The sequence below is a fragment of the Citreicoccus inhibens genome (genome assembly GCF_019039035.1).
In the GTDB taxonomy this organism is placed as follows: Bacteria; Myxococcota; Myxococcia; order Myxococcales; family Myxococcaceae; genus Citreicoccus; species Citreicoccus inhibens.
Genome location: NZ_JAHNZT010000003.1, coordinates 37,218 through 63,297, shown reverse-complemented (window position 1 = coordinate 63,297; position 26,080 = coordinate 37,218). Strand labels below are relative to the sequence as shown.

The window sequence follows — 26,080 nt, the reverse complement described above, 5'->3', positions numbered from 1 at the left end:
GCGGGTCCTAGGCCTTGGGGCGAGAGATGGGCCCGGTGCGGCCCTTCGTCACGCGCAGGTAGTCCGCGGGCGCGAGCACGAGCTGCGTGCCGCGAATGCCTGCGGACACCGCGATGGTGTCGAACAGCTCCAGCGTCTCATCGACGAAGACGGGGTAGTCCTTCTTGCCCCCAATCGCGGTGCAGCCGCCGCGCACGTAGCCGGTCAGCGGCTGCAGCTCCTTGAGCGGCACCGTGTCCACCTTGCGGTCTCCGCTGAGCCGGGCGAGCGCCTTGAGGTCCAACTCGGCGTTGCCCGGCACCACCGCCATCAGCACGCCGGTCCGGTCGCCGCGCGCCACGAGCGTCTTGAACACCTGCTCGGCGGGCATGCCCACCTTGCCGGCGACGGTCTCCGCGGACAGGTCGTCCGGGTCGACCTCGTAGTCGCGCAGCTCGTAGCGCACGCCGAGCGAGTCCAACAGCCGGGCGGCATTCGTCTTCATGGCGTCACATCCCCAGCGCGGTGGCGGCTGCCTTGACCCGAGCCAGGGCCTCCTCGGGGGTGGAGCCCACCGCCGAGAGGTGGCCCATCTTCCGGCCCTTGCGAGCGTCGCGCTTGCCATACAGATGCAGCCGCACGCCGGGCATGGCCAGCGCCTGGGCGAACCGAGGCCCGCCTTCGCGCAGCCACAGGTCGCCGAGCAGGTTGACGATGGCCGCCGGGCGCACGACCTCCACCGAGCCCAACGGCAGGTTGCACACCGCGCGCACCGCCTGCTCGAACTGGCTGGTGAGGCACGCCACCTCGGTGGAGTGGAAGCTGTTGTGCGGACGCGGCGCCAGCTCGTTGACGAGCAGGCGGCCATCGCGCAGCAGGAACATCTCCACGACGAGCAGGCCCTCGACCTGGAGCGCGTCGGTGATGGCGCGCGCCACTTCCGTGGCCTGCGCGGTGATGGCGGGCGGCAGCTGTCCCGGCAGCAACGACCACGCGAGGATGCGCTGCTCGTGGTGATTGAACGCGGGCGGGTAGACGACGGCCTGCCCGTCCGGGCCGCGCGCCACCAGGACCGAGAGCTCGGACTCCAGGTCGAGCGCGGCCTCCACCACCACCGAGCGCTCACCCAACTCGCGCCACGCGGTGGCGGCCTCGTCGGCGCGAGAGACCTCGTACTGGCCTCGCCCGTCGTAGCCCCCCTCGCTGGACTTCACGAAGCACCGGCCGCCCAGGGCCTCGATGGCCTGCGCCAGCTCCGCGGCGGAGTGCGCCTCGCGCCACGGGCCCAAGGGGAATCCTCCGCGCGCAAGCCAACTCTTCTGCCGGCCGCGGTGCTGAATCACCTCCAGCACGCCCGCGCCGGGACGCATGGGGGTTTGCCGGGCCACGGCGTTCAGCGTGGCGAGCGGAATCTTCTCGATCTCCAGCGTCACGACGTCGCACGCGCGCGCCAGGTCGCTCGCCGCGTCGATGTCGGAGAACGCCGAGGTCAGGCAGCGATCCACCACCGAGCGCGCGGGCGCGGTCGAGTCCGGATCCAACGCCTGCACCTGGTAGCCGAGCGTGCGCGCGGCCAGGGCCATCATCCGCCCGAGCTGTCCCGCGCCGAGGATGCCCAGCGTGCCGCCGGGGAGCACCGTGCGCGCCTTCATCCCTCCACCTCGCGCTCGCGCAGCACTTCCTGCGTGCGGGCGGTGCGGTAGGCGGACAGGCGCTCGCGCAGCTCCGGGTACTTCAGGCAGAGGATGGCGGCGGCATGCAGCGCGGCGTTCGCGGCGCCCGGCTTGCCAATGGCCTGTGTTCCCACCGGCACGCCCTTGGGCATCTGCACGATGGACAGCAGCGCGTCGAAGCCGTTGAGGACGGTGGTGGGCATGGGCACGCCCAGCACCGGCAGCAGCGTCTTGCTGGACACCATGCCGGGCAGGTGGGCCGCGCCGCCCGCCGCCGCGATGATGACGGACAGGCCGCGCGCCTCCGCGGTGGAGGCGTACTCCATCATCCAGTCCGGAGTGCGGTGCGCGGACACGATGCGCACCTCGTGAGGGATGCCCAGCTCGTTGAGGATATCGATAGCGGGCCGCAGGAACTCGAGATCGCTCCTGCCACCCATGATGACCCCGACCCACGGGGTGCTCGCCGCGCTCGCCATGCTGTGAAGCGCCTCCCATGCGCACTTTCCGGCTGAAGCCCGGAGGAACGCGGAGATAGGGCGGCGTGATTCCATCGGTCAACCGGGAATGTGCGCCCTCCGTCGTTGCACCGACTTCACAATGCCGTGGCGCGAGCCGTGCCCCTCCCGACGGGCGGCCGGGAGGGCGGTGGCCGTGTGCGCCTACTTCTCTTGCAAGCTGGCGATGTCAATCACGAAGCGGTAGCGCACATCTCCGCGGAGCATGCGCTCGTAGGCCTCGTTGATCTTCTGGATGGGGATGAGCTCGATGTCGGACGTCACGCCGTGCTGGGCGCAGAAGTCCAGCATCTCTTGCGTCTCGCGGATGCCGCCAATGAGCGAGCCGCCGAGCCGCCGCCGCCGCATGATGAGCGGGAAGGCGGACAGCGGGGTGGGCTCCTCGGGCGCGCCCACGAGGATCATCGTCCCATCCACCTTCAGGAGGCTCAGGTACGCGTTGTAGTCGTGCGGCGCGGACACGGTGTCGAGGATGAAGTCGAAGCGCCCCGCCAGCCGCTGGAACGTCTCCGGCCGTGAGGTGGCGGCGAAGTCGCTGGCGCCCAGCGCTCGCGCGTCCTTCTCCTTGGAGGGCGAGGTGCTCAACACGGTGACCTCGGCGCCCATGGCCCGCGCGAGCTTCACGCCCATGTGGCCCAGGCCCCCGAGCCCCACCACGGCGATGCGGTCTCCCGCCTTGAGCCCGTAGTGGCGCAGCGGCGAGTACGTCGTGATGCCGGCGCACAGCAGCGGCGCGGCCTTGTCCAACGGCAGGCCCTCCGGGATGCGCAGCACGAAGTTCTCGTCCACCGTGATGCGGGTGGAGTAGCCGCCGTAGGTCACCGCGCCAGTGCCGCGCTCACGGCTGTTGTAGGTGCCCACCATGCCGTGGTCGCAGTACTGCTCGTCGCCGGCTTTGCAGGGCGCGCACTCGCGACACGCGTCGACGATGCATCCCACGCCCACGGTGTCGCCTGCCTTGAAGCGGCGCACGGCGCTTCCCACCTGGGTCACGCGCCCGACGATTTCGTGGCCGGGGACGAGGGGGAAGATCGCGCCGCCCCACTCATCCTTGGCCTGATGCAGGTCCGAGTGGCACACGCCGCAGTAGAGGATGTCGATGAGCACGTCATGGGCGCCGGGCTCTCGGCGCTCGAGCGTGAAGGGGCTGAGGGGAGCCTTGGCGCTCGGGGCGGCATAGGCGCGGGTCTTCAGCATGGGGTCTCTCCGCAAGGGTGGAAACGGCGCAGCCCCGGTCCAGGACCGAGGCCGCGCGGCGGGAGACTAGTGACGAAGGCGCGCGTCCGCCGAGGAAAGCGCCAGCGCCTCGGCTGGGTCGCTCAGTAGGTGGTGCCCAGCCGGCCAAAGCTCTTGAGCGCGCGCACCTTGCTGTTCTTCACCGCCGCGCCCACCGCCGAGGGCGTCGCGGCCGACTCGTACTCGTCGAGGGCGGCCTTCTGCTGGGCCTGATCCTCGGCCACCGCCGCCGCGCCCGCCACGGCGGCGGTCTCGGTGAAGAGGGTCTGGTTGTCCTGCAGGTAGCCCTTGGCCTCGTCTTTACGTCCCTGGCTCATCGCCTCGGCGGCCTTCTGGAGGTTCTGGGCGCTGCGCGCACGGGCCGCATAGACCGTGGCGTCCTTGTCCTGGCGCGCGAGGACCTCCTCGCGGCGGTCCGTGACCTGCGCGCTCAGCGAGGCGGCGCTCTCCACGCCCTTGTTCTGGAGCAGGTCGGTGTACGCCAGCTTCAGCCCCGTGACCTGCACGGCCTGGCCTACGGCGCTTCCCTGGACGAGCAGCCGCACCACGACGCGCTCCACCTGGCCCGCGGAGAAGTCCGGCATGGCGACGCGCACGACGTTGCCCGCCTGGTGCGCGGTGTAGCCCAGCACCTCGCCCAGCGAGACTCCGTCGGGCAGCTCGAAGGAGAGCTCCACGTTGCGCGCCACGGTGGTGGAGGCCTGCTGGAGGTCGCGCTGGAAGAGGGTGGCCAGCTTGCCCGCGTCCTCGAGGAAGCCGTAGGCGCCCGCGCCGTACTCCGCGAAGGACTGCATCAGGTCCTCGTTGAAGTCCGTGCCCACGCCAATGGCGCTCACCGTGATGCCCGCCGCGCGGATGTCGCGCACCTCCTGCTGCAGCCCGGCCGCGTCGCTGATGCCCTCGGTGGGCTGGCCGTCGCTCATGAGGATGAGGCGGTTGACGCGGAAGTGCTCCATCCCGGAGGCGAGCTGGAAGCGGCCCGCGGACAGGCCCGCGCTGATGTTGGTGCCGCCGTCGTCCCAGATGCCCTCGATGAACTGCAACATCCGCTCGCGGTTGGCGGGAGTGGCCGCCTGCGACGGCAGGCTCTTCACGTCCGAGCCGTAGTGGATGATGGCGAGCCGGTCCTCGTCGCGCAGAAGACCCACGAGGTGCCGCGCGGCCTGCTTCGCCTGCGACAGCTTGTAGCCGCTCATGGAGCCCGAGCGGTCAATGACCACCGCGAGGTTGACCGGGCTGCGCGTGGCGCCCGGCACCTGCGCGCCCGTGAGGTCCACCGTGGCGAACACCTCCGAGGCACCCTGCGGGATGTACGGATGCGACAGCCGGCCCGTCAGCGTGAGCGAGCCCAGCGACGCGGTGGCCGGCGGAGTGGGGGGGAGGGGGGGCGCCACATGCGTCGCCGGGGGAGGCGGCTGCGGCGACCCACCGGCCCGCGGCAGCCCCAGCACCAGCGCGGTGAGAGCGAGGCCGCCGGCCAGGGCGAGGAAGAGGACCGTTCGGTTCATGGCAGGGCTCCTGGGCGTCCTCGGAGGGGACGCCGCCCTGCCTTTACGAACGACGTGGGGAAATAGGTCTACGTCCCCACGCTGGAACTGTCAGGGAGTCTGCGTTGTGGGGACCGCCGCCGCGCAGAAGAACGTGGACGTGTTCTCGCCGAAGATGCGCCGGTAGGCCGTCTCATCGGCGATGCGCAGCGCGTCCAGGGTGGCCTGATCCAGCATCATGGCCCGGCAGGTGAGGCGGTCGCGCAGATCCTTCGGCACGTCGCTGCTGGTGACGTCGCAGCTCTTGGAGGACCCCTCGACGCAGGACTTGCTGCAGTAGCCCTTGGCCTCCAGCTCCGGATTGTCCGAGGGCGCGATGGAGGCGTCGCGCACACAAATCAGGTCCTCACACTCCACCGCGCCAAAGGAGATGAAGTCCTGGTTGGGCTGCAGCTCCTTCTCCTTCATGGCGATGAACTTGGCCTGGGGATTCGGATCGGTGGCGTTCGGCTTGCGGACCAGCGTGCACGGCAGTCCCAGCTCGGTGGTCACATTACAGCCGCCCAGCAGGACGACAGCGCAAAGCAGGAGGGCGGATCTCGCGGACATCGTCAGGAACCTCGGACGAAAGGGGGAGTGAGCGGCGGGGGCCGCTTGCAAACGAAGGGAGCCGCTTCGTGGGTCGAGGCTACCACACCGATTCGGCCTGCCAACGCAAGCTCCCGGAGCAGGTGTTCTCCTGACCAGAGTGGAATTGTGCAGAGATACCGAAGGGATACATCGCATCCACGCACTGCGTGGCGGTTGATGGTTCGGAACACGGCCGATAGGATGCACAAACCAGAGTCACGCTGAACCCCGGTGGCAGTACGCCCCCTCCCCCACGGAGCCCCCGGACTTGAACCGCCCGACGCTGCTGCTCGCGCTGAGCCTGATGTGGCCCACGCTGGCCCTTGCCCAGAAGCAACAAGAGGGTATGGGTCTCGACCTCACCGAGGACACCCAGGCCAAGCCTCAGGAAGACACCCCCGCCCCGCCTCCCGCAGAGGAGGCCCGACCCGCGACGACGCTCGCCAGCAGTACAGCGGATGCGCCCGTGCCGGATGCTCCGCCGCCGCTCATCGACATCACCCAGGAGGACCGGGTGAAGAGCGTGCAGCGCAAGGTCTATCTCAAGAAGAACCGCTTCGAGCTGTCGCCGCTCGTGAGCATCTCCGTGAACGATCCGTTCTACTCCAAGGTGGGACTGTCGGTTCGCGGCGCGTGGTACCTGGCGGACACGCTGGCCCTGTCGGCGCGCGTCTCGCTCCTCCAAGTCGTTCCTTCCGATGATGTGCGCACCGCCAAGCGCACCTTCAACAGCAAGATCTACAACTCGGTGCCGGAGTGGTCCGGCATGGGAGACGTGGAGTGGGCGCCGCTGTACGGCAAGGTCGCCTTCCTCAACTCCATCCTCCACTTCGACGGGTACCTCTTGGGTGGCCTGGGCGTGGTGAAGACGGAGACGTCGTCGCTGCCGGGCCGGGGTCTCAACCCCGCGGCGGACCTGGGCCTGGGCATGCGGTTCGTGACCAAGGACTTCCTGGCCGTGAACGTGGCCCTCATCAACACCGCCTACGTGGATCAGCCGCTGGGAAGCACCAAGGGCGCCATCCAGAACGTCATGACCCTCAACGCCGGCATCTCGATCTTCCTGCCGCTGCACTCGACGGGGAGGGACTCGGAATGAAGTCCGCCCTCCGCCTGCTGTTGTCTCTGTGTCTGGTGCTCCCGGCGCTCTCGCGCGCCGCCGACCCCGCGCCCGCCGCGAAGCCCGAGGGGACCGACGCCAAGCCGGTGCCCGCCGCCGCGCGGCCCCCGTCTCCCGTCGGCAACTCCGAGGACGAGGCCGGTGACGTGTCCGAGGTGGACAAGGACGCGCTCGGCCCGCTTCGCGAGCGCATCCGTCCGGTGTCCGGCCACATGTTCCTGAAGAAGGGGCGCTTCGAGTTCAGCCCCTCGGCCACGGTCACCATCCGCGACGCGTTCTTCAAGAAGTACATCTTCGGCGCCACGCTGACGTACCACCCCATGGAGACGCTCGGCGTGAGTCTGCGCGCCGGCTACGCGCTCAACTCGGTGGCGGGCTCGGCGCAGATCTGCTCCTTCACCGAGGGCACGGATGGCTCGCAGCGCGGCTGCCGCGCCCCGAGCAAGAGCGAGCTGAACGGGAGCGCGCCCGGACAGCTCACGCTGATGGGGGGCGCGGACCTTCAGTGGGCGCCCATCTACGGCAAGCTGTCGCTGTTGGCGGAGAAGTTCGTCCACTTCGACATGTACGGCATCGTCGGCGCCTCGGTGGTGCAGTACCAGGGGCCCTACTTCCGCACGGAGAACGACTCCACGCCCCTCGACGTCGTGAGCAAGTCGTACCTCACGGGCGGCGGCAACGTGGGCGTCGGTCTGCGCTTCTTCTTCAACCGCTGGATGACGCTGCGCACCGAGGTGCGTGACCTCATCTATGTGGAGAAGGGCCGCGAGCCCACGCCCCACTACCTGCGCAACCAGCTGATGTTCGAGCTGGGTGTGTCCTTCTTCTTCCCCACTGCCCATCCCGAGTCATGATGAGCATCCACCGGCTCCTCCGCATCGCCGTCCTCGGGCTTGTGCTCGTGTGGGCGGCCCCCAGCCACGCGCAGAGCTTCGAGGGTCTGGACCTCGCCGGTCAGACCAAGAAGAAGAAGAAGCGCGGCGGCTCCTCCACTACCTCCTCCAGCGCGTCCGCGAAGAAGAAGTCCTCGCGCAAGTCGCGCACGGCCAAAGGCAAGGTCGCTCCTGCCGAGCCTGATGACGCCACCGCCGAGAGCGCCGCGCCCGCCCCGGCGACGCCCGCCCTCGCGACGCCTGCCGCCACGCCCGCGCCGGTGACCCCGGCCGCGCCCGTCGTGGTCAAGCCTTCGCCCGTGACGCCTTCGCCCGCCACCGCGTCCTCCGGCAGTGGGGGATTCGGCCTGGACCTGACGAGCGACACGCCCAAGCCCGCCGCGCCCACCATGACGTTCGACGCGGTGGACGTGTCCGGCAAGACGGCGGACCGCCAGCGCCTGGACGTGGCGGTGTCGCTCTTCAAGAACGACGAGTACGAGAAGTCCGCCATGGCGGCGCACGAGCTCTTGAAGGACCCCAAGCTCGCGGGCCTGCACACCGAGGCGCGCTACGTGCTCGCCAAGTCGCTCTACCGCATGGGGCTGTACCACTCGTCGCTCGGCGAGTTCTCGAAGATCCTCGCCGTGGGCCCGTCCACGCGGTTCTTCAAGTCGAGCCTGGAGTGGCTGTTCTTCATCAGCCGCAAGACGAAGAACGAGACGGTCATCCTGGATGAGATTGCCCGGTACGCGAACTACGAGTTCCCGGAGAAGTTCCGCAACGAGTTCCGCTACCTGCTGGCGCGCTACCACTTCGTGCGTGGCCGCGCGTTGGATCAGGTGGGCCAGTACGCGGACGCGGACAAGAGCTTCGAGGAAGTGAAGCGGCTGGCGCTCTCCATTCCGCGCACGGACACGTTCTTCGCGCGCGCCAAGTACCTGGAGGGCCTGGCGTACTTCCGCAACGGCACGCGCTCGAAGGACGCCGCGGGCAAGCGCACGAACAACGACGTGGTCGCGTCCGTGGAGGCGATGAAGGAAGTGGTGCGCCTCACCCGTCCGCAGGCTGGCCACGTGGGCGAGCAGGCGAAGCTGGATCAGTCGCTGCGCGAGCTGGCCTTCATGCAGCTGGCGCGCACGCACTACGGCATGCAGCAGAACCGCTTCGCCATCTTCTATTTGAACAAGGTGGAGCGCGGGAACACGCAGTGGCTGGAGTCCCTCTTCGAGGCGAGCTGGGCCAACTACCGCATCGGCCAGTACGAGCAGGCGCTGGGCAACCTCATCACGCTCTCGTCGCCGTTCTTCCGCGAGGAGTACTTCCCGGAGGCGCTCATCCTCAAGGCGGTCATCTATTACGAGAACTGCCGCTACCGGGAGTCCAACCTCATCCTCCAGGACTTCGAGCGCACGTACCTGCCGGTGCATGACCAGCTGGACTCGCTCGTGAAGAAGAACATGGACGCCAGCGAGTACTACACGGTGCTCGCCGACGTGCAGAAGAAGAACAAGGAAGGCCTGGAGAAGAACGGCACCGACGTCATCCTGGAGCGCATCCTCCGGCTGGCCCTCACGGACCAGGACCTGAAGAAGACGAACGACTCCATCCTCGAGCTGGAAGGCGAGATGGACCTGTTCTCGAACAAGGGCGACACCTTCAAGTACTCGGAGCTGACCAAGGAGCTGCTGGAGGGGCTGAAGGGACAGCGCACCGGGCTCATCTCCAAGGCCGGCATCATGGCCAAGGGCAAGCTGGAGACGGAGCTGGGCTCGCTCAAGCAGCTGCTCGCCAACGGCCTGCGCATCAAGTTCGAGACGACGACGAAGGAGAAGGAGTTCCTCGAGGAGCAGCTCAAGGCCGGTGGCCGCACCGCCATCGTCAAGAAGTACAAGTTCTCGGTGGCCGTGGCGGACGATCAGCTCTACTGGCCGTACGAGGGTGAGTACTGGCGCGACGAGCTGGGCACGTACCAGTACACGCTCACCAAGGGCTGCATCGAGCGGGATACGGCCAACCGCAACATCCAGTCGGCCGAGGCGAACTAGCGCCTCGGGGCGAAGGGATGTTCTTCCCGTCCGCCGGAGCGCCTGCGCGCGCTCCGGCGGTTTTCGCTTTCTGAAGGTCCGTGCGTGAAGGAGACGGTGGTGGCTCGGGTGGCGTCGTTGCGGGTGGTGTTTGGCATCGTGGCGCTGGACCTCATCGGGTTTGGCCTGCTGATTCCCCAATTGGGGGTGTACGGCGTGAAGTACGGCGCCTCGCCCTTCACGGTGGGGTTGCTGGTCTCCGTCTATTCGCTGATGCAGTTGGTGGCGGCGCCGGTGTTGGGCCGGTGGTCGGACCGCTTCGGGCGGCGCCGCGTGCTGCTCTTGAGTCAGGTGGGCTCGCTGCTGGGGTACGTGCTGTTCGCGTTCGCGCACGCGCTGCCCCTCCTGTTCCTGTCGCGCGTCATCGACGGGCTGTCGGGCGGCAACATCTCCACGGCGCAGGCGGTGGTGGCGGACATCACGCCACCGCACGAGCGGGCGCGGGGCATGGGGCTCATCGGCGCGGGCTTCGGGCTAGGCTTCGTGCTGGGGCCGGCGCTGGGCGGCTTCCTGGGCGCGTGGGGCGGCAACCTCGCCATTGGCCTGTTCGCGGCGGCGCTCACCGCCATCAACCTGGCCTGCACCTGGCGCTTCCTGCCCGAGACGCGGGTGCCCGGGGCCCCGGGCGTGCCAGAGCGCTCGGCGAAGGGCGCGGCGCTGGCGTTGCGGCTGCCCGTGGTGGGGCGGTGCCTGCTCCTCGTGCTGCTGTTCAACACGGCCTTCGCGCAGATGGAGGGGACGTTCTCGGTCTACCTGCTGACGCGCTTCCTGTCGTCCGGGCCGGTCGCCCTGGCGGGTGGGTGGCTGCTGCATCCCGTGATGCCGGACGCGGCGGTGCTGCGCGAGGCGAGCTTGCGCGCCGGGTGGCTGTTCGCGCTCGTGGGCGTGCTGTCCGCCCTGGTGCAGGGCGGGCTGGTGCGGCGGCTGGTGGGCGGCAAGAAGGGACAGGGAGGGCGAGAGGCCCCGGTGGCCGTGGTGGGCTTCGGCCTGACGGCCGCGGGGCTCGGGCTGTTGCCGATGGCGACCTCCTACGTCGGGCTGTTTCCCATCATGGGACTGTTGGCGGTGGGCTCGGCGCTGGTGAATCCGTGCTTATCCGCGCTCGTCTCGCTCCACGCGCCGGAGGACCGGCAGGGGGCGTCGTTGGGGGCGTATCAGGCCTTTGGCTCACTGGGCCGCATCCTGGGCCCCGCGCTGGGCGGCCTGCTGTTCACCCGACTGGGGCCCGCGGCGCCCTACGGCACGGCGGCCGCGCTGGTGGCGGTGGGCGGGGTGGTGGGGCTGACCCTGATGGCCCAGGTGCGAATGACGGGGGCGGGGCAGAGGCAAAGCTCGTAAGATGGGAGGCATGGTGGGCAAGCCGGAGCAGATCACGATCGCTTTCGACGTGATGGGGGGAGACTACGGGCCGACGGAGGTCGTGCGCGGCGCGGCCCAGCTCTCGCTGGAGTCACCTCACATCCACACGCTGCTCGTGGGCGATCGCAGGCTCATCGATGAGGTGCTGGCGCAGACCAAGCACAACGGCGAGCGCCTCTCCATCCACCACGCCGCAGAGTACGTCGGCATGGATGAGAAGCCGGGTGAGGCGCTGGCGCGCAAGCCCCAGGCCTCCGTGTCCGTGGCGGCGCGATTGGTGGCCGAGGGCGAGGCGCAGGCGCTGGTGTCCGCGGGCAACACGGGCGCGGGCGTGCTCGCGTGCGCTCGGCACTTCCAGCTCATCCCCGGCGTGCGGCGCGCGGCGCTCGCCACCGTGTACCCCACGCGGGGCGTGCGCGGTGAGAAGCAGGACCCGTTCAGCCTCATCCTCGACGTGGGCGCCACGGTGGAGGCCACCGCGGATGACCTGGTGGCGTTCGCGGTGATGGGCTCGGCCTATGCGCGCATCATCTCGCGCAATGAGCGGCCCAAGGTGGCGTTGCTCTCCAACGGGGTGGAGCCGCAGAAGGGCCCGCCCCGCGTGACGGAGGCGCATGCGAGGCTGCTCGCCATGCCGAACCTCAACTTCACGGGCAACGTGGAGGGCATCGACATTCCCAAGGGCACCGCGGACGTCATCGTCACGGACGGCTTCGTGGGCAACGTGTGCCTGAAGATGCTCGAAGGCGTGCACGACACGGTGATGGAGCTGGCCCAGTACGCCTACAAGGAGAGCCTGCGCTGGCGCGCGGGCCTGGCCATGCTGTCCAGCGGCATCCAGCGCCTCAAGGACATCACCGACTGGGAGCAGTACGGGGGCGCGCCCATCCTCGGGTTCGACCGCATCTTCATCAAGGCGCACGGACGCTCGCGGGCGCGCGCCATCGCCAACGCGGGGAAGGTGGCGGCCAAGGCCGTGGCGCATGAGCTGGGCACCGCCATCCGGGAGGGGCTCGAGCGGTGAGCCTGCCGGACCGCATCGATCCCCGGCCCCCTCGGCGCATCTACCGGTGGGACCTGGACAAGACGTACCTCCAGACGGAGTTCGAGTCGCTCCGGGACCTGGTGCGCACGGCGTTCCAGAAGGCGCACGAGAAGACCGCCGTGCCGGGCGCCAGCGCGCTCATCCGCGAGCTGGCGGCCAACGGGGACTCGCGGCTGTGCATCGTCTCGGGGAGCCCCAAGCAGATGCGCGCCGTGCTCGAGGAGAAGCTCAAGCTGGACGGCGTGCAGTGGGACGAGTTCGTCCTCAAGGACAACGTGGGCAACCTGCTGCGCGGGCGCTTCCGGGCGCTGCGCGGACAGGTGGGCTACAAGCTGCCGGCGATCCTCGAGAGCCGCGTCAACGCGCCCGTGGAGGCCGAGGAGGTGCTCTTCGGCGACGACGCGGAGGCGGACGCGTTCATCTACTCGCTCTACGCGGACCTCATCGCGGGGCGCGTGGACGAGCGCGTGCTGTCGCAGGTGCTGGAGGCCGGCGGGGTGTACCCGGATGACGTCACGCGGGTGCACGCGGCCTGGAAGAAGATTCCCGTCGCGGATCCCGTGCGCCGCATCTTCATCCACCTGGACCGGTTGACGCCGCCCGCGCACTTCACGCCCTACGGGCCCCGCGTGGTGCCCGTGTTCAACTACTTCCAGGCGGCGCTGGTGCTCCTGGCGGACGGGCACCTCACGGCGCCCCAGGTGCTGAAGATCGCCGTGGAGATGGTGCAGACGGCGGGGCACAACATCATCACCCTGTCCAACTCGTTCCAGGACCTCTTGCGCCGCGGCCTGCCCTTGCAGCAGGCGGCCATCGCGCTGTCGCAGGCGCTGGAGGGTCCCAACGCGCTGTTCAAGGCCATGCGGCCGGTGCCGGACATCCTCGCGGCCTTCAGCAAGCGGCTGGCCGCGCTGGGGACACCGCCGCCCCCGCCGCCGGTCCAGGCCGTGGACTACGTGTCACTCATCTCCCACGCGCTGCCTCGAAACCACAAGGCGCGCACCAAGCCGGCCACGTGACCTGACGGGGCGGATGGCCCGCTGGCTGCCCGCTCCCCGGATAGGCGGGCCTCAGGCGCGGGGCCGGTTCCAGAACGTTTCCGTGTCTGGGAGGCGTTCACCCTGGGATGGCCCGGGCCCTTCCCACATCCCTGTCCCCGATGGCCGCTCCGCTCCGAGCGGAAGGGAAGGGCCCGTCTTTCCGGTTACCTGGCAGGTGGGCGGAGGCGGCCGCGCGCCGGCTGGGGGGCCCCGGTCAACAATGTCTTCCTGCGCTACTCCCTTCCCGGGAGGATGCGGTATAGACGGCTGCCCTTGTAGCGCCCCGTTCGGGGCGTCCATGGCAATGACGCGAGACCCGACCGACACGCCGACAGACGGCGAACTGCCGCCAACCGCGCCCGAGAACGATGCGCGCGGGGATGCCTCCTCCGAGGTGGCGGCGCTCGGCTCAGCGCGCGAGGTTCTTTCTATGTCTTCCCCCCTGGAACTCACGGGACACACGGAGTCGACCGAGGCGAGCGCGCCGACGGTCCCCGCGTCGCTCCCGGTCGAGAGTGAAACCCTGTCCTCCCATCCCCGAGACCCGGAGCCCGCCGAACCCTCCCTCGCCGCCGACGCGGCGGATGCCGGTGAGGCGTTCGATGACGACGACACCGATGACGGCGACGACTCGGGACTTCCCGAGGAGGGTGACGACGTCCTGCTCGCCCTCGGCACCGAGGAAGTCGCCGAGGCGGAGCCCGAGCCGGTCCCCGAGCCCGAGCCAGAGCCCGCCTCCTTCGAGCCCGAGCTACAGGCCCCCACGACGACGCGCACCGGAGAGCCCGCGGAGATTGACCCGGACTCGTTGGACCCCGACGCGCTGAAGGTGGTGTTGCGGCTGCACCAGCACGGCCATCAGGCCTATCTGGTGGGGGGCTGCGTGCGCGACCTCTTGCTGGGTCGCAAGCCCAAGGACTTCGATGTGGCCACCAGCGCCCACCCGGGCGAGGTGCGCGCCATCTTCCGAAACTGCCGGTTGATTGGTCGTCGCTTCCGTCTGGCGCACGTCTACTTCAAGGGCGGGAAGATCATTGAGGTCTCCACCTTCCGCGCCAACCCGCTGGAGATGGAGGCGCCCGCCGTCGAAGAGGACAGCGAGGCCGCGCCGTCGGAAGACGACCTGCTCATCACGCACGACAACGTCTTCGGCACGGCGCAGCAGGACGCGCGCCGCCGCGACTTCACCATCAACGGCCTGTTCTACGACGTCAGCGAGGGACGGGTCATCGACTACGTCCGCGGCCGGCGCGACCTGGACGAGCGCTTCATCCGCACCATCGGCGATCCGGAGATTCGCATGCGCGAGGATCCGGTGCGCATCCTCCGCGCGGTGCGGTTCGCGGCCAAGCTGGACCTGGACATCGAGTCGCGCACCTACGCGGCGATGGAGGGCGCGGTGGAGGACCTGCCGCGCTGCGCTCCCGCGCGGTTGCTGGAGGAGACCTTCCGGCTCATCCGCGGCGGCGTCGCGGCCCCGGCGCTCAAGCTGCTGTCCGCGCTGGATGCGCTGAAGCTCCTCTTGCCCCCGCTGGACGCGTACCTCAAGCAGTACGGCAAGGAAGGGGAGAAGACCTTCTACGCCTTCGCCGGGGCGTTGGATCGCCGGCTGGCGGCGGGTGAGCCGCTGGATGACGCGATTCTCCTGGCCACGCTCCTGGTGCCCATCAGCCGCGCGCAGCCGCCAGAGGAGCCGCAGGACGCGGGCCGCCCGTCCGTCGCGCACGTCATCGAGGATCTCCTCGCGGGCTTCGTGCAGTCCGCGCGCCTCCCGCGTCGCATCGCGGAGCGGTGCCGCATGCTGCTCCTGGCGCAGCGCACGCTCTCGGGCGAGCGCCGCCGCAAGACGGGCGCCTTCCGTCGCCACCCGCTCTTCAACGAGGCGCTGGCCGTCTTCGAGATGACGGTGGAGGCCACGGACGAGGGGCGCGAGCAACTGGAGGCGTGGAAGGCCGGCGATGTGCCGCCGCCTCGCCCCGATGCTTCTTCCGCCGCCCCGTCCGCGGAAGGCGACGGGCCGGGCCGCAAGCGTCGTCGCCGTCGTCGCCGTCGCCCGGGGAGCGGTTCGGGCAAGGGCTCGGGCTCTTCATCCGGCTCCGACGCAGGCGAGGCCTGAGTCTCACCTTCGAGGCCCATCTCTTCCCAGGGATGGGCCTCGGTGTTGGTGGGCACTGCTGCGGCGTGTCCCTCACCGCGGGGGGGCGCAAGTGCCTGGTCGTTCGCCTGCTGAATGCGGGGGCCTTGCTCCAGGCGCCTTCAGCGACGCGGCTTGTCCACCGGCCGCTCGGAGCGATGCGCCCCGTCGTCCGAGGCATCCGCGCCCGCGATGTCCGCCGTGGTGATGGCCTTGGTCCCGAAGCGGTCCGCGATGCGGTCCAACACCGCGTTCAGCTTCGCGCTGCGCGGTGGCGCGGCGGGGAAGAGGCCGAGCTGGGGCGGCTCCTCGTCCAGCAGGACGCTCACCCCCGTGAGTCGCAGCGCGCGCCCCTCGTGCGCGCGCTCCAGGAGGTCGAGCGCCGTGCGGTAGAGGGTTTGACCGTCGTCGGTGGCCTCGCGCAGCGTCGTGCGCCGCGTGACGACCGTGAAGTCGCTGAACTTCAACTTGAGCTGGATGACGCGCCCCTTCAGGCCCGCGCGCCGCAGTCGCCGCGCCACGCGCAACGCTTGCGCGTGCACGTGCGGCCGGAGCGCTTCCTGGCCCGTGAGGTCCTCGTCGAACGTGTCCTCGGCGCCCACGCTGCGCGCCGCGCGGTCCGGCACCACGTCGCGCGCGTCAATGCCATGCGACAGCTCCCACAGGTGCCGCCCGCTGCTGCCGAACCGGCTGTCCAACCAGGCCGAGTCCTTGAGCGCCACGTCCCCGATGGTCTCCAGGCCCTCGTGCTTGAGCGCCTCTTCCGTTTTGGGCCCCACGCCCCAGAGGCGCGACACGGGCAGGCCCGCGAGGAAGGCCACCGTCTCCTCGGAGCGCACTTCGCGCTGCCCGTTGGGCTTGGCGAGGTCCGAGGCAATCTTCGCCACGAACTTCGCGTTCGCGATGCCCGCCGAGGCCGGCAGTCCCAGCTCCGTGGCGATCTCCTTGCGGATCCGCCGCGCAATCTCCGCGGGCGAGCCGAACAATCCCACCGAGGCCGTCACGTCGAGGAACGCCTCGTCGAGCGACAGCGGCTCGATGAGGGGCGTGTAGCGCTCGAAGATGTTGAAGACGGCCTCGCTGGCCTCGGCGTAGGCGGGGAAGCGGGGCTTGACGACGATGGCGTGCGGCGCCTGCTTCATGGCTCGGGCCATGGGCATCGCGCTGCGCACGCCGAAGGGCCGGACTTCGTAGGATGCGGCGACCACCACCCCGCGCTGGGCATGTCCGCCGACGATGACGGGCTTGCCTCGCAGGGACGGGTTGTCCCGCTGCTCCACCGATGCATAGAACGCATCCATGTCCACGTGGATGATGGCTCGCATGACGTGGGTCACTGTAGCGGTCCCCTCTGACAGAGCGTCCTCATGAAGACCCTCACCGAGTATCTCTGGTTCGAGACGAAAGCGAAGCGCGAGCTGGTGCGCCTGACGGACACGGTGACGTCGCTCGTGCGCAAGAGCGGCATCCAGGAGGGCATGGTGCTCGTGTCCGCCATGCACATCACCGCGGGCATCTTCGTCAACGACGACGAGTCCGGTCTCCACGAGGACATCTGGGAGTGGCTCCAGCACCTCGCCCCCGCGGGTCCTGACTACCGGCACCACCGCACCGGGGAGGACAACGGCGACGCGCATCTCAAGTCGCTGCTCGTCCACCACCAGGTCATCCTTCCCGTCACGGCGGGGAAGCTCGACCTGGGGCCCTGGCAGCAGGTGTTCTACGCCGAGTTCGATGGACAACGCCGCAAGCGCGTCGTCGTGAAGGTGATGGGCGAGTAGCCCCTCAACCTCGCGGCGTGGGCTCGGGGAGCGTGAGGTGGTGGCGCTCCAGCTCCGCGCGCAGCTCGGCTGGCAGCGGGCTCTGCACGAGCAGCCGCTTGTGCGTCACGGGGTGCGTCACCTCGAGCGCGCGCGCGTGGAGGAAGAAGCGCGACAGGCCCGGCGACTCGCGCCCGCCGTAGAGCGCGTCGCCGACGATGGGGGCGCCCACGCCCGCGAGGTGCGCGCGTACCTGATGCAGCACGCCTGTGAGGATGCGCACCTCGACGAGGCTGTAGTCCCCCGCGCGCGACAGCACGCGGAAGTGAGACAGGGCCTCGCGCGCGTCCTCGGCGCCGTGGGGCGCGGGCTCCACGCGGTCCGGATGGCGCGGGTGGTGGCGCAGCGGGACTTCAATCTCGCCCTCGTCCACCAGCGGGCCCGTCACCAGCGCCAGGTAGCGCTTGTCCACGGCGCGCTCACTGAAGGCCTCGCGCACGGTGGTCCACGCCTCGCGCGTGCGAGCGGCCACCTGCACGCCGGAGGTCTCCACGTCCAGGCGGTGACAGAGGCCGCCCTCGCGCGGCGACAGCGACGCTTGCGCGCACTCGGGATAGCGCGCGATGAGCGCGTTGGCCACGGTGCCTGTCTCGCCGGGCTGGAGCGGATGCGAGGGCCGACCCGCGGGCTTGTCCACGAACACGAGCGTGGCGTCCTCGTGCAGGACGACCAGGGGGAAGCCCTCGTCGGGCACCGCCTCGGGGGCGTCGGGCTCCACCACGACGGCCACCTGCTGGCCGGCCGTCACCGTGAGGCCCTTCTTCGCGGGGCGCCCGTTGACGCGCACCGCGCCCGAGTCGAACAGGCGCTTGAGGCGCGCGCGCGACAGGCCGAGCGCCTCGCCGACAAAGAGGTCGACCCGCTGGCCCGCCTTGTCGGCGTCCACGGTGAGGGTGTGCGTGGTGGGGGTGCTCACTCGGAGAGGGCCTCGTAGACTTCCTCGGCCGTCTGGAACCGATCGTCCGGCTCCTTGCGGATGAGGCGGTGGGCGACCCTCGCGAACTGAGGGTCCCCATGCAGGTTGAGCGCGAGCAGGGGTGGCGGCTCGGTCTCCAGGACCTGACGCCACAGCTCGTGCGGTGTCTTGGCGTCGAACGGCGGACGCCCACCGAGCAGCTCGTACAGGATGACGCCGAGGCTGTACAGGTCCGCGCGCCCATCCAATGGCTCGCCGAGGATCTGCTCCGGCGCCATGTACCGGTACGTGCCCACCAGCTTGCCGTCCGCGGTGATCTGCGCGTCATCCGCGAGGAACTTCGCCAGGCCGAAGTCCATCAACCGCACCTGGCGATCCTCGTCCACCATGATGTTGGAGGGCTTGAGGTCGCGGTGCACCAGCCCGTGCCCGTGGATGTATGCGAGCGCCTCGCAGACCTGGAGCATGGCGTCCTTGAGTCGACCCATCCGCTCGGGACGGTTCAGGTCTTCCACGCGCGGCGCGGTCGGGGCGGGCGCCTTCTTCGGCGCGGGCACGGGACGCGGCGGCTCCATCGAGTCATCGGAATCCAGCGCGTGGCGCGCGGAGTCACCCTGGAAGCTGGCGAGGTCCTCGCTCGGGGACTCCTCCGCGAAGGCATCCAGGTTGAAGGTGCCGGGGAGGACGTCGTCGTCCGAGTCGTCGAAGGGCTCGCGCTCGCTGTCGCTGCCGAAGTCGTCGTCGGCCGTGCGGCGGACGGAGAGGGGGCGGCGGGGCGTGTGGCCGCTCGGCGGGGAGTGCAGCTCCGCGCCGCGCATCTCCAGGTAGGGCCGCAGCGTGAGGCCCTCGATGAGCTCCATGGCCAGGTACGGCCAGCCCTGGTGGACGCCCGCGTCGAAGACCTTCACCACGTTGGGGTGCGAGAGGTCCGCCAGCGTCTCGAACTCGCGCGCCAGCCGCTGCGACGCGCGTGCGTCCAGCGCCGGGCCCGCTGACAACAGCTTCAGCGCGACCTCGTCGTTCGTGCGGCGGTCCAGGGCGCGATAGACGGTCCCGGCCCCGCCGCTGCCGAGCGTCTCCAGGACGTGGTAGGGGCCAATGGCCTTCGGGGGCATGGGGGGCCGGATCCTACGGACCCGGTCACGCCAGGGTCAAACACCCTGTGCGCCTGCTCCGGCGTGTGCCGTGTGGGACGCCTGGCGACCAAGAGGGTTTCCCTTTTCCGACAAACCGGAGAATCCTCTCGTCAATGCAACTGGGGAAGTATCAGCTCATCCGCAAACTCGCCTCCGGAGGGATGGCGGAGGTGTTCCTCGCGAAGGCCGCGGGGCCCATGGGCTTCGAGAAGACGCTCGTGCTCAAGCGCATCCTCCCGCATCTGGCGGAGGACGTGGCCTTCGTCGAGATGTTCCTGGGCGAGGCGAAGCTGGCGGCGCAGCTCAACCACCCGAACATCGTGCAGATCTTCGACTTCGGCGAGGCGGCGGGCAGCTACTTCCTGGCCATGGAGTTCATCGATGGGCCGCACCTGCGGCGGCTCATCAAGCGCGCGGGCGAGCAGGGGCGCGAGCTGCCGGTGGGCATCTGCGCCAAGCTGGTGGCGTCGGCGGCCGAGGGGCTCGCGTTCGCGCACGAACTGGCGGACCCGGAGACGGGGCTGGCGCTGGGGCTCATCCACCGCGATGTGAGCCCGGAGAACGTGCTCGTGTCGCGGCAGGGCGCGGTGAAGGTGGTGGACTTTGGCATCGCGAAGGTGGCGGGCCAGGGGCACCGCACGCAGACGGGCGTGGTGAAGGGGAAGGTGGCGTACATGCCGCCCGAGCAGCTCCAGGGGCGGAACATGGACCGCCGCGTGGATGTGTACGCGCTGGGGGTCGTGCTCTACGAGCTGTTGACCGGGCGGCGTCCCTTCGACGCGACGACCGAAGTCAGCATGATGCAGGCCATCATGTTCGAGCCCTTCGTGCCCGCGGTTCAGCGGCGCCCGGGCTTGCCGGTGGCGATGCAGCGCATCCTGGCGCGCGCGTTGGAGAAGGACCGGGAGGCGCGCTACCCGGACTGCCGAGCGCTGCAAGCGGAGCTGGAGCGCTTCCTCCTGTCCGAAGGCGAGCCGGTGGGCGCGTATCAGATCGCCCAGTTCGTGGCGCAGCTGGCGGACTCGGAGACGGGAGGCGGGGCGCTGCCGTCGCCTGTGACGCCGCCGCGCGAGGCCGCGGAGAAAGCCGCGCGAGCAGAGCCCAAGCCGAATCCGGGCAGGGGTGGGGCGCCTGTTGAGAAGCGTGATTCCGATGACCGGACCGATCCCGCGACGCCCGCGGCAGGGGTGAAGGCCGCTCCGTCGGGTGGACAAGACCTCGGCTCGGTGGACGCGCCACCGGGAGTGGGCGCGAGGAGCCGCGCTGCTTCGCCATCGTCGGATGCGGTGCCCGTGGCGACCGGAGCGGAGGCGGTTGCGGTCCCTGCGGGGGGACGGACGCGCGCTGCTGCGTCGTCCTCGGATGCCGTGCCCGTGTCGCCCGCGGTGGCTGGCGCAGCGGTCCCGAATGGGGGTCGTGAGCGCTTGGCCAGACTGTCGCCATCGGAGGTCATACCCCGCGCGGGAGATGTCGTGGCGGGGACGCTGGTGAAGGGGCGTTCGACCGCGCCGCCCACGGATTCCGAGGGACCTCGAACGCCCAAGTCCAACGCGGGGCCCCGCCGGACTCCAGAGCGCCCCACGGTTCGAGTGCCGGCTCCATTGGATGTCGCCACCCCCGAGGTCGACACGCCGGAGCCTGTCGAGGAGCCCGTGCCTGCGCCACGAGGCCTGCGCGGGGGGCTCGTGGCGGCGACGGTGGCGGGTTTGCTCCTGGTGGTCGGAGGCGTCGCGCTGACGCGCGCTTCCTGGGCGACGGAGGAGTCCGAGGGCGACGCCGCGTTTCCGAGCGCCGCCCTGGAGAAGCCGGAGCCTGCCCGTGACACCGCGCACCAGGCGGGCGGCGCCAAGGTGCCAGACACACGCGGAAGCGCGCCTGGGGTGGCGGGGCAGGGGGCCACGCCTCCCGCGAATCCGATGGTCGTCGCTGAAGCGCCCGCCGGGGCCGAGACTCCTCCGGTGCCCGAAGCGGGCCGCACGCCAGAGGCGCAGCCCACTCCGCCGCCCCGCGAGACTCCTCCGGAGCCCGCGCCGACGCCTTTCCCCGAGCCCAAGGTCGCTCAGCGCGAGGTGCGCCCCTCCACCCCTCTGGCCGTGCGCCGCGCGGCGGCTCCGGTCCGCCGCGCCATGCTCGAGTTCCGCATTCGCCCGTACGCGACGGTGTTCCTCGATGGAAAGAACCTGGGGCAGACCCCCATGGACCCCGTCGAGGTCACCGTGGGGATGCATGCGGTGCGGCTGGTCAACCGCGACCTCCAGAAAGAGGTCACCCGTCAGGTCGAGGTCAAACCCGGGGAGCCAACGGTCTTCAAGCTCAACCTCCAGGCGGAGTGAGCCTACATTGGCCCACCCCTTCCAAGCCCGGGCGCCGCTCGCGCAGCGGTCGCGACCGTCCAGCGCAGCGGGGGGACGGCTGGGCCACGCGCCCGTGGACGCGACGCGGCGCCACCGCTAGGGTGCGCGGCTTCATGGAACGCCCCCCCGTACCCAGCGCCCTCGAACTGCAGGTCAAGGCCCGGCCCCTGCCGCGCCACGTGGGCATCATCATGGACGGCAACGGGCGCTGGGCTGAGTCCCGAGGACTGCCTCGGCTGGACGGCCACCGCGAGGGCAGCGTGAGTGTGCGCGAGGTCACCCGCGCCGCGCGCCGGCTCGGCATCCCGGCGATTACCCTGTACGCCTTTTCGTCGCAGAACTGGGCCCGCCCCGCCGAGGAGGTCGCGGGGCTGATGGAGCTGCTGCGCGAGTACCTGGAGTCGGAGCGTTCGGAGATCCTCGACAACAGCATCCGCCTCAACGCCATTGGCGAGGTGGACAAGCTTCCCCGCTACGTGCGCGAGCCCCTGGAGCGGCTCATCGCCGACTCGTCGCACAACACGGGCATGGTCCTGTCCCTGGCGCTGTCCTACGGCGGGCGCGAGGAGATCCTCCGGGCCGCGCGCGGGCTCGCCGAGGCGGCGGCGCGGGGCGAGTTGGACCCGGCCCAACTGGAGGAGACGGACCTGGAGTCGCGTCTGTGGACGCAGGGCCTGCCTCCGGTGGACCTGGTGGTGCGAACCAGTGGCGAGCAGCGCGTCTCCAATTTCCTGCTCTGGCAGCTCGCGTACGCGGAGCTGTGCTTCACGGACGCGCTCTGGCCGGACTTCAGGACCGATGAGTTCCTGCGCTGCCTGTCCCAGTATCAGGGCCGGGAGCGGCGCTTCGGTCTGACTTCCGCGCAGGTGCAGCGGGAGGACCCTCCCCAGCGGGCCAAGGCGTGAACGAGAAGAATAAAAACCTCATCATCCGCGCTGTCACGGCGGTGACCCTCCTGCCGCTCGTGCTGTTCCTGCTCTTCAAGGGCGGGGTGCTCAGCGCGGGCCTCCTCGGCGCCGCCGCGGCGGCATGTGCCGGCGAGTACTACTTCATCACCCAGAAGCGCCTGGGCGTGGCCGCCTGGGTCGGAATGGCCGCCGCGGCCCTCTTGCCCTTCCTGCCGCTGCGGGACGCCGCGCGCACGGGGGAGACGGCCTTCTGGGTGACGGCCGTCTTCTTCTTCTTCGCGTGGATCTACCACCTGTTCCACGGCCCCCTGGCCGAGGCGCCCTCCCGCGCGGCGCACCTCGTCACGGGCTTCCTCTACAGCGGCATCGGGCTCACCGCGCTGTCCGCCCTGCGCCTGCTGCCCCAGGACGGGCTGGCGTGGGTCATCTGCGCGCTGACCATCACCTGGGCCAATGACACGCTGGCCTACTTCGCGGGTCGCTTCCTCGGAAAGCACAAGCTCTACCCGGCGGTGAGCCCCAACAAGACGTGGGAGGGCTTCTTCGGCGGCATGGTGGGCTCGGTGTTGGGAATGTTCATCGCCCGGGGATTCTTCTTCCCTGTCTTCACCGTGTGGGACTGCGTGCTGCTCGGCATCGCCGGCGGGGTGCTCGGTCCCATTGGTGACCTGTGCGAGTCCATGCTCAAGCGGGCGTACTCGGTGAAGGACTCGGGATCGCTCATCCCGGGGCATGGCGGCGTGCTGGACCGCATCGACGCGCTGCTCTTCAACGCGCCGCTGGTGTTCGTCTACGTGCAGTTCGTGCGGGGCCTGTTGCCGTAAGTGGCTGTTTTCGCGCCTGCCCGTCTGGTGCCCGGGGTCGGATGCGCGTTGTCCGTCCTGGCACCCGCGATTACTCTTGCGCCCATGCTCCACAACTCCGGGTACTTCGTCCTGCTGCTGGGCGTGCTCGTCACGGTGCACGAGTTTGGTCACTTCATCGTGGCCAAAGCCTGTGGGGTGAAGGTCCTCAAGTTCTCCATCGGCTTCGGGCCGAAGCTCATCGGCTTCACCAAGGGCGAGACGGAGTACCAGATCGCCCTGCTCCCCCTGGGGGGCTACGTGAAGATGGCGGGCGACCTTCCCCATGAGGAACTCAGCCCGGAAGAAGCCAGCCGAGGCTTCCTGGCCCAGCCGCCGTGGAAGCGCGCGCTCATCGTGATCGCCGGGCCGGCGTTCAACCTGCTGTTCCCCATCCTGGTCTACTTCTTCGTCTTCGTCGGGCCGCACCAGGCGACGTCCACGCTCGTGGGCGGCGTGGAGCCCGGGATGCCCGCGGCCATGGCCGGCATCCGTCCCGGCGACCGCGTGACGTCCGTGGATGGCGAGCAGGTGCGCACGTTCGATGACATGCGCGACGCCTTCATCGGGCGGTTCGAGCGGCCCATCCCCATCACCCTCGAGCGTGACGGTCAGTCGCGCGTGGTGCAGGTGACGCCGCAGAAGAACTCCGAGTCGACGGCCCTGGAGTCCGTGGACCGCGGCATCATCGGCGTGGCCCCGGCGAAGACGCCCTTGCTGGGCGTGCCGGCTGGCTCCGCCGCGGCGCAGGCGGGTCTGCGCACGTTCGACCGCATCATCGCCATCAACGGCGAAGGCGTGCAGGACGAGGCGGCCCTCTACCGCGTGCTGGACAAGCACCCGGTGGGCGACCCGTTGAAGGTGGTCGTGCGCCGCCTGTCCCCGGTGATGGCGGGCGCGGTGATGGGGCGGGTGACCCAGGTGGTGGAGGTCGCCGTGCCGCGGCAGCCCGGCGATGGCCCTGCGGCCCTGGGCGCCGAGGCGGCGGACCTCTACGTGGCCTCGGTGGCGCCCGGCAGCGTGGCGGCCAAGGCGGGCCTTGCGACGGGGGATCGGCTGGTGTCGATGGATGGCCAGCCGCTCAACTCGTTCATGGCCCTGGCGGTGCGGCTCAATGGGCTGAAGGAGACGCCCTTCACCCTGACGTGGCGGGGCGCGGACGGCGAGCAGACGCAGACGCTGGCGCAGGCGCCGCTGGCGGTGGAGGACGAGCTGGGCCGGCCCAGCAAGGTGCCGGTGTTGGGCGTGCGCAACTGGGCGCTCTCCGCCGCGGATGCGACCCCCGTGGACGAAGTCACCGTGCACATGGGGGCGGGCGCCGCGCTGAAGGAGGCGGTGCTCATCGTCCCGCGCATCGTCGTGCAGATGGTGAAGGTGCTCTACGGCCTGGCGACGTTCCAGGTGTCGAGCCGCACCATCGGCGGGCCCATCATGATGTACCAACTGGCCGCGAAGAGCGCCGAGCAGGGCCTGGACAGCTTCCTGAACTTGATGGCGATCATCTCCATCAACCTGGGCGTGATGAACCTGCTGCCCATCCCCGTGTTGGACGGCTTCCACCTGCTGTCCGCGGTGTGGGAGGGCATTCGCCGCCGTCCCATCCCCATCCGCGTCCGCGAGGTGGCCAACGTCGTGGGGCTGGCGCTGCTCATCCTCCTGATGCTCCTGGCCGTCACCAACGACGTGACGCGCCACTAGCGCCATGCGAGGGGCGGTGGTGCTGGCGATGGTGTGCGGGCTGCTCGCGGGCTGTGCCTCGCGGGTGGCTCGGCCCACGCCGTCCGAAGGTGACGCGTCCGAGGGGCGCGTGACGACGCGGGAGAAGATGCCGCGCACGTACCTGGGCGAGGGCCTCGCCTCGTACTACGGCCCGGGACTCCATGGGCAGCGCACCGCGAGCGGGGAGCGGTTCGACCAGCAGGCCCTGTCCGCGGCCCACCGCACGGAGCGCTTCGGCGCTTGCGTGAAGGTGGTCAACATGGAGAACGGGCGCTCGGTCGAGGTGCGGATCAACGACCGCGGTCCGTTCGTGGAGGGCCGCATCATCGACGTGTCGCGCGCGGCGGCCAAGGCGCTGGGCATGCTCGACAAAGGACTGGCGCGCGTGCGCCTGTACCGATGTGGTACTCGCGTGTCCGAGTTGTTGGCGCCCCCTGGGGCCTCTCCTTCCTGACGATAGGGATTGCCGTGCTGCTCGCGCTGGATACCTCCACGCTGACGTTGTCGCTGGCCCTGGTGGAGCGCGAGGGCGCGTCCCTGCGCGTCGTGGAGCACGCGGTGGTGGGCCCACCTCAGAAGCAGAGCGAGGTGCTGCCGGGCATCATCGGGGAGCTGCTCGCCCGTCACGGCGTGGCGCTCGCGAGCCTGGAGGGGCTGGTGGTGGGCCTGGGGCCGGGCTCCTTCACGGGCTTGAGAATCGGCTTGGCCACCTTCAAGGCGCTGGCGTACGCGACCGGGCTGAAGGTGGCCGGGGCGTCCTCGCTGGCGGCGGTGGCGCTGGAGGGCCCGGAGGGCGTGCCCCTGTATTGCCTGGCCGTGGCGCGCAAGGACGACCTGTACCTGGGCGCGTATGTGCGGCGGGGCCAGTCCGTGGAGGCGCTCGCGCCGGAGACGGCCATGTCCCCGGAGGAGGTGGCCGCGAAGCTGGCCGCCGCTCCTGGCGCGGTGGCGCTGGGGCCGGCGCTCGGGGACTACCGCGCGGCGCTGGTGTCGCATGGCGTGGCGCCGGAGCGGCTGCTGGAGGGCCCCATGTTCCCGTCGGCGGTGTCGCTGGCTCGGCTGGCGCGCATCCCCGAGTCCCAGACGCTGGAGGCGCTCTTCGCGCTGGAGCCCCACTACGTGCGGGCCTCCGAGCCGGAGCGCAACCCGAAGTTCCCGCCGCTGCCTGGGCCCGCGCCCACGGCGCGGTTGAAGGAAGACTGAAG

Annotated in this window: 23 protein-coding genes; 14 read left to right on the top strand and 9 right to left on the bottom strand. The window is 70.1% G+C overall.

Translation table 11 applies throughout. The features are described from left to right. Nucleotides 1-7: 7 nt before the first annotated feature. From ybaK to cglC, 6 genes are all read right to left on the bottom strand, one after another. Nucleotides 8-484 carry a Cys-tRNA(Pro) deacylase gene (gene ybaK / locus KRR26_RS04850; RefSeq protein WP_120201260.1) on the bottom strand — a complete coding sequence of 159 codons (477 nt, stop codon included), beginning with the start codon at nt 482-484 and terminating at the stop codon, nt 8-10. 4 nt (nt 485-488) lie between these two features. Beyond that, nucleotides 489-1,631 carry a 5-(carboxyamino)imidazole ribonucleotide synthase gene (gene purK, locus KRR26_RS04845; RefSeq protein WP_120201258.1) on the bottom strand — a complete coding sequence of 381 codons (1,143 nt, stop codon included), beginning with the start codon at nt 1,629-1,631 and terminating at the stop codon, nt 489-491. Continuing rightward, nucleotides 1,628-2,131: a 5-(carboxyamino)imidazole ribonucleotide mutase gene (purE, locus tag KRR26_RS04840; protein WP_120201257.1), complete on the bottom strand. Its 504-nt coding sequence runs from the start codon at nt 2,129-2,131 to the stop codon at nt 1,628-1,630. The genes purK and purE overlap by 4 nt, the downstream gene beginning before the upstream one ends. A 183-nt stretch (nt 2,132-2,314) precedes the next feature. Beyond that, on the bottom strand, nt 2,315-3,367 hold the full coding sequence (locus KRR26_RS04835; RefSeq protein ID WP_120201254.1) for an NAD(P)-dependent alcohol dehydrogenase: 1,053 nt from the start codon (nt 3,365-3,367) through the stop codon (nt 2,315-2,317). Between the two features lie 122 nt (nt 3,368-3,489). Beyond that, nucleotides 3,490-4,914: a vWA domain-containing protein gene (locus KRR26_RS04830; RefSeq protein ID WP_217079225.1), complete on the bottom strand. Its 1,425-nt coding sequence runs from the start codon at nt 4,912-4,914 to the stop codon at nt 3,490-3,492. Nucleotides 4,915-5,004: 90 nt separating this feature from the next. After that, the gene (gene cglC / locus KRR26_RS04825) at nt 5,005-5,502 is read right to left on the bottom strand and encodes an adventurous gliding motility lipoprotein CglC (RefSeq protein ID WP_120201250.1); all 498 of its coding nucleotides are present in this window, start codon (nt 5,500-5,502) and stop codon (nt 5,005-5,007) included. Nucleotides 5,503-5,791: 289 nt separating this feature from the next. Between cglC and KRR26_RS04820 the strand changes: the two genes are divergently transcribed. The 7 genes from KRR26_RS04820 (at nt 5,792) to pcnB (ending at nt 15,162) form a co-directional block, all read left to right on the top strand. Further along, nucleotides 5,792-6,622, top strand: coding sequence for an outer membrane beta-barrel domain-containing protein (locus KRR26_RS04820; protein ID WP_120201248.1), 831 nt, complete (start codon nt 5,792-5,794; stop codon nt 6,620-6,622). Next, a complete protein-coding gene (locus KRR26_RS04815; RefSeq protein ID WP_120201246.1) occupies nt 6,619-7,497 on the top strand; it encodes an outer membrane beta-barrel domain-containing protein in 879 nt (292 codons plus the stop codon). The genes KRR26_RS04820 and KRR26_RS04815 overlap by 4 nt, the downstream gene beginning before the upstream one ends. Further along, the gene (gltC, locus tag KRR26_RS04810; RefSeq protein ID WP_407931709.1) at nt 7,494-9,563 is read left to right on the top strand and encodes an adventurous gliding motility protein GltC; all 2,070 of its coding nucleotides are present in this window, start codon (nt 7,494-7,496) and stop codon (nt 9,561-9,563) included. Before KRR26_RS04815 ends, gltC begins: the two co-directional genes overlap by 4 nt. 180 nt (nt 9,564-9,743) lie before the next feature. Then, nucleotides 9,744-10,940 (top strand): MFS transporter, encoded by a 1,197-nt coding sequence (locus KRR26_RS04805; protein ID WP_456237606.1) that lies wholly within the window; start codon nt 9,744-9,746, stop codon nt 10,938-10,940. A 10-nt stretch (nt 10,941-10,950) separates the two neighbouring features. Next, a complete protein-coding gene (gene plsX / locus KRR26_RS04800) occupies nt 10,951-11,985 on the top strand; it encodes a phosphate acyltransferase PlsX (protein ID WP_120202263.1) in 1,035 nt (344 codons plus the stop codon). Beyond that, on the top strand, nt 11,982-13,025 hold the full coding sequence (locus KRR26_RS04795; protein ID WP_120201239.1) for a phosphatase domain-containing protein: 1,044 nt from the start codon (nt 11,982-11,984) through the stop codon (nt 13,023-13,025). The genes plsX and KRR26_RS04795 overlap by 4 nt, the downstream gene beginning before the upstream one ends. A 451-nt stretch (nt 13,026-13,476) precedes the next feature. After that, entirely contained in the window at nt 13,477-15,162 is a 1,686-nt protein-coding gene (gene pcnB / locus KRR26_RS04790; protein ID WP_217079224.1) for a polynucleotide adenylyltransferase PcnB, read from the top strand. A 140-nt stretch (nt 15,163-15,302) separates the two neighbouring features. Here the strand turns inward: pcnB and dinB are convergent, their stop codons facing one another. Beyond that, nucleotides 15,303-16,505, bottom strand: coding sequence for a DNA polymerase IV (gene dinB / locus KRR26_RS04785; protein ID WP_120202260.1), 1,203 nt, complete (start codon nt 16,503-16,505; stop codon nt 15,303-15,305). Between the two features lie 42 nt (nt 16,506-16,547). Here dinB and KRR26_RS04780 point away from each other — a divergent pair, with 42 nt between their 5' ends. Further along, nucleotides 16,548-16,961, top strand: coding sequence for a secondary thiamine-phosphate synthase enzyme YjbQ (locus KRR26_RS04780; RefSeq protein WP_217079223.1), 414 nt, complete (start codon nt 16,548-16,550; stop codon nt 16,959-16,961). A 4-nt stretch (nt 16,962-16,965) separates the two neighbouring features. Here KRR26_RS04780 and KRR26_RS04775 read toward each other — a convergent pair whose 3' ends face one another. Together KRR26_RS04775 and KRR26_RS04770 are read right to left on the bottom strand one after the other, a co-directional pair. Then, a complete protein-coding gene (locus tag KRR26_RS04775; protein WP_120201234.1) occupies nt 16,966-17,916 on the bottom strand; it encodes an RluA family pseudouridine synthase in 951 nt (316 codons plus the stop codon). Beyond that, the gene (locus KRR26_RS04770) at nt 17,913-19,031 is read right to left on the bottom strand and encodes a serine/threonine-protein kinase (protein WP_120201232.1); all 1,119 of its coding nucleotides are present in this window, start codon (nt 19,029-19,031) and stop codon (nt 17,913-17,915) included. Before KRR26_RS04770 ends, KRR26_RS04775 begins: the two co-directional genes overlap by 4 nt. A 134-nt stretch (nt 19,032-19,165) precedes the next feature. Here KRR26_RS04770 and KRR26_RS04765 point away from each other — a divergent pair, with 134 nt between their 5' ends. From KRR26_RS04765 to tsaB, 6 genes are all read left to right on the top strand, one after another. Further along, complete coding sequence (locus tag KRR26_RS04765; protein WP_217079222.1) at nt 19,166-21,385, top strand: serine/threonine-protein kinase; 2,220 nt, start codon at nt 19,166-19,168, stop codon at nt 21,383-21,385. 134 nt (nt 21,386-21,519) lie between these two features. Further along, complete coding sequence (gene uppS, locus KRR26_RS04760; RefSeq protein WP_120202258.1) at nt 21,520-22,311, top strand: polyprenyl diphosphate synthase; 792 nt, start codon at nt 21,520-21,522, stop codon at nt 22,309-22,311. After that, complete coding sequence (locus KRR26_RS04755) at nt 22,308-23,138, top strand: phosphatidate cytidylyltransferase (RefSeq protein ID WP_120201228.1); 831 nt, start codon at nt 22,308-22,310, stop codon at nt 23,136-23,138. The genes uppS and KRR26_RS04755 overlap by 4 nt, the downstream gene beginning before the upstream one ends. Before the next feature lie 84 nt (nt 23,139-23,222). Next, the gene (gene rseP, locus KRR26_RS04750; RefSeq protein WP_120201226.1) at nt 23,223-24,854 is read left to right on the top strand and encodes an RIP metalloprotease RseP; all 1,632 of its coding nucleotides are present in this window, start codon (nt 23,223-23,225) and stop codon (nt 24,852-24,854) included. Between the two features lie 4 nt (nt 24,855-24,858). Further along, entirely contained in the window at nt 24,859-25,329 is a 471-nt protein-coding gene (locus tag KRR26_RS04745; RefSeq protein ID WP_120201224.1) for a septal ring lytic transglycosylase RlpA family protein, read from the top strand. Between the two features lie 14 nt (nt 25,330-25,343). Then, nucleotides 25,344-26,078, top strand: coding sequence for a tRNA (adenosine(37)-N6)-threonylcarbamoyltransferase complex dimerization subunit type 1 TsaB (gene tsaB / locus KRR26_RS04740; RefSeq protein WP_199723636.1), 735 nt, complete (start codon nt 25,344-25,346; stop codon nt 26,076-26,078). Nucleotides 26,079-26,080 lie beyond the last annotated feature (2 nt).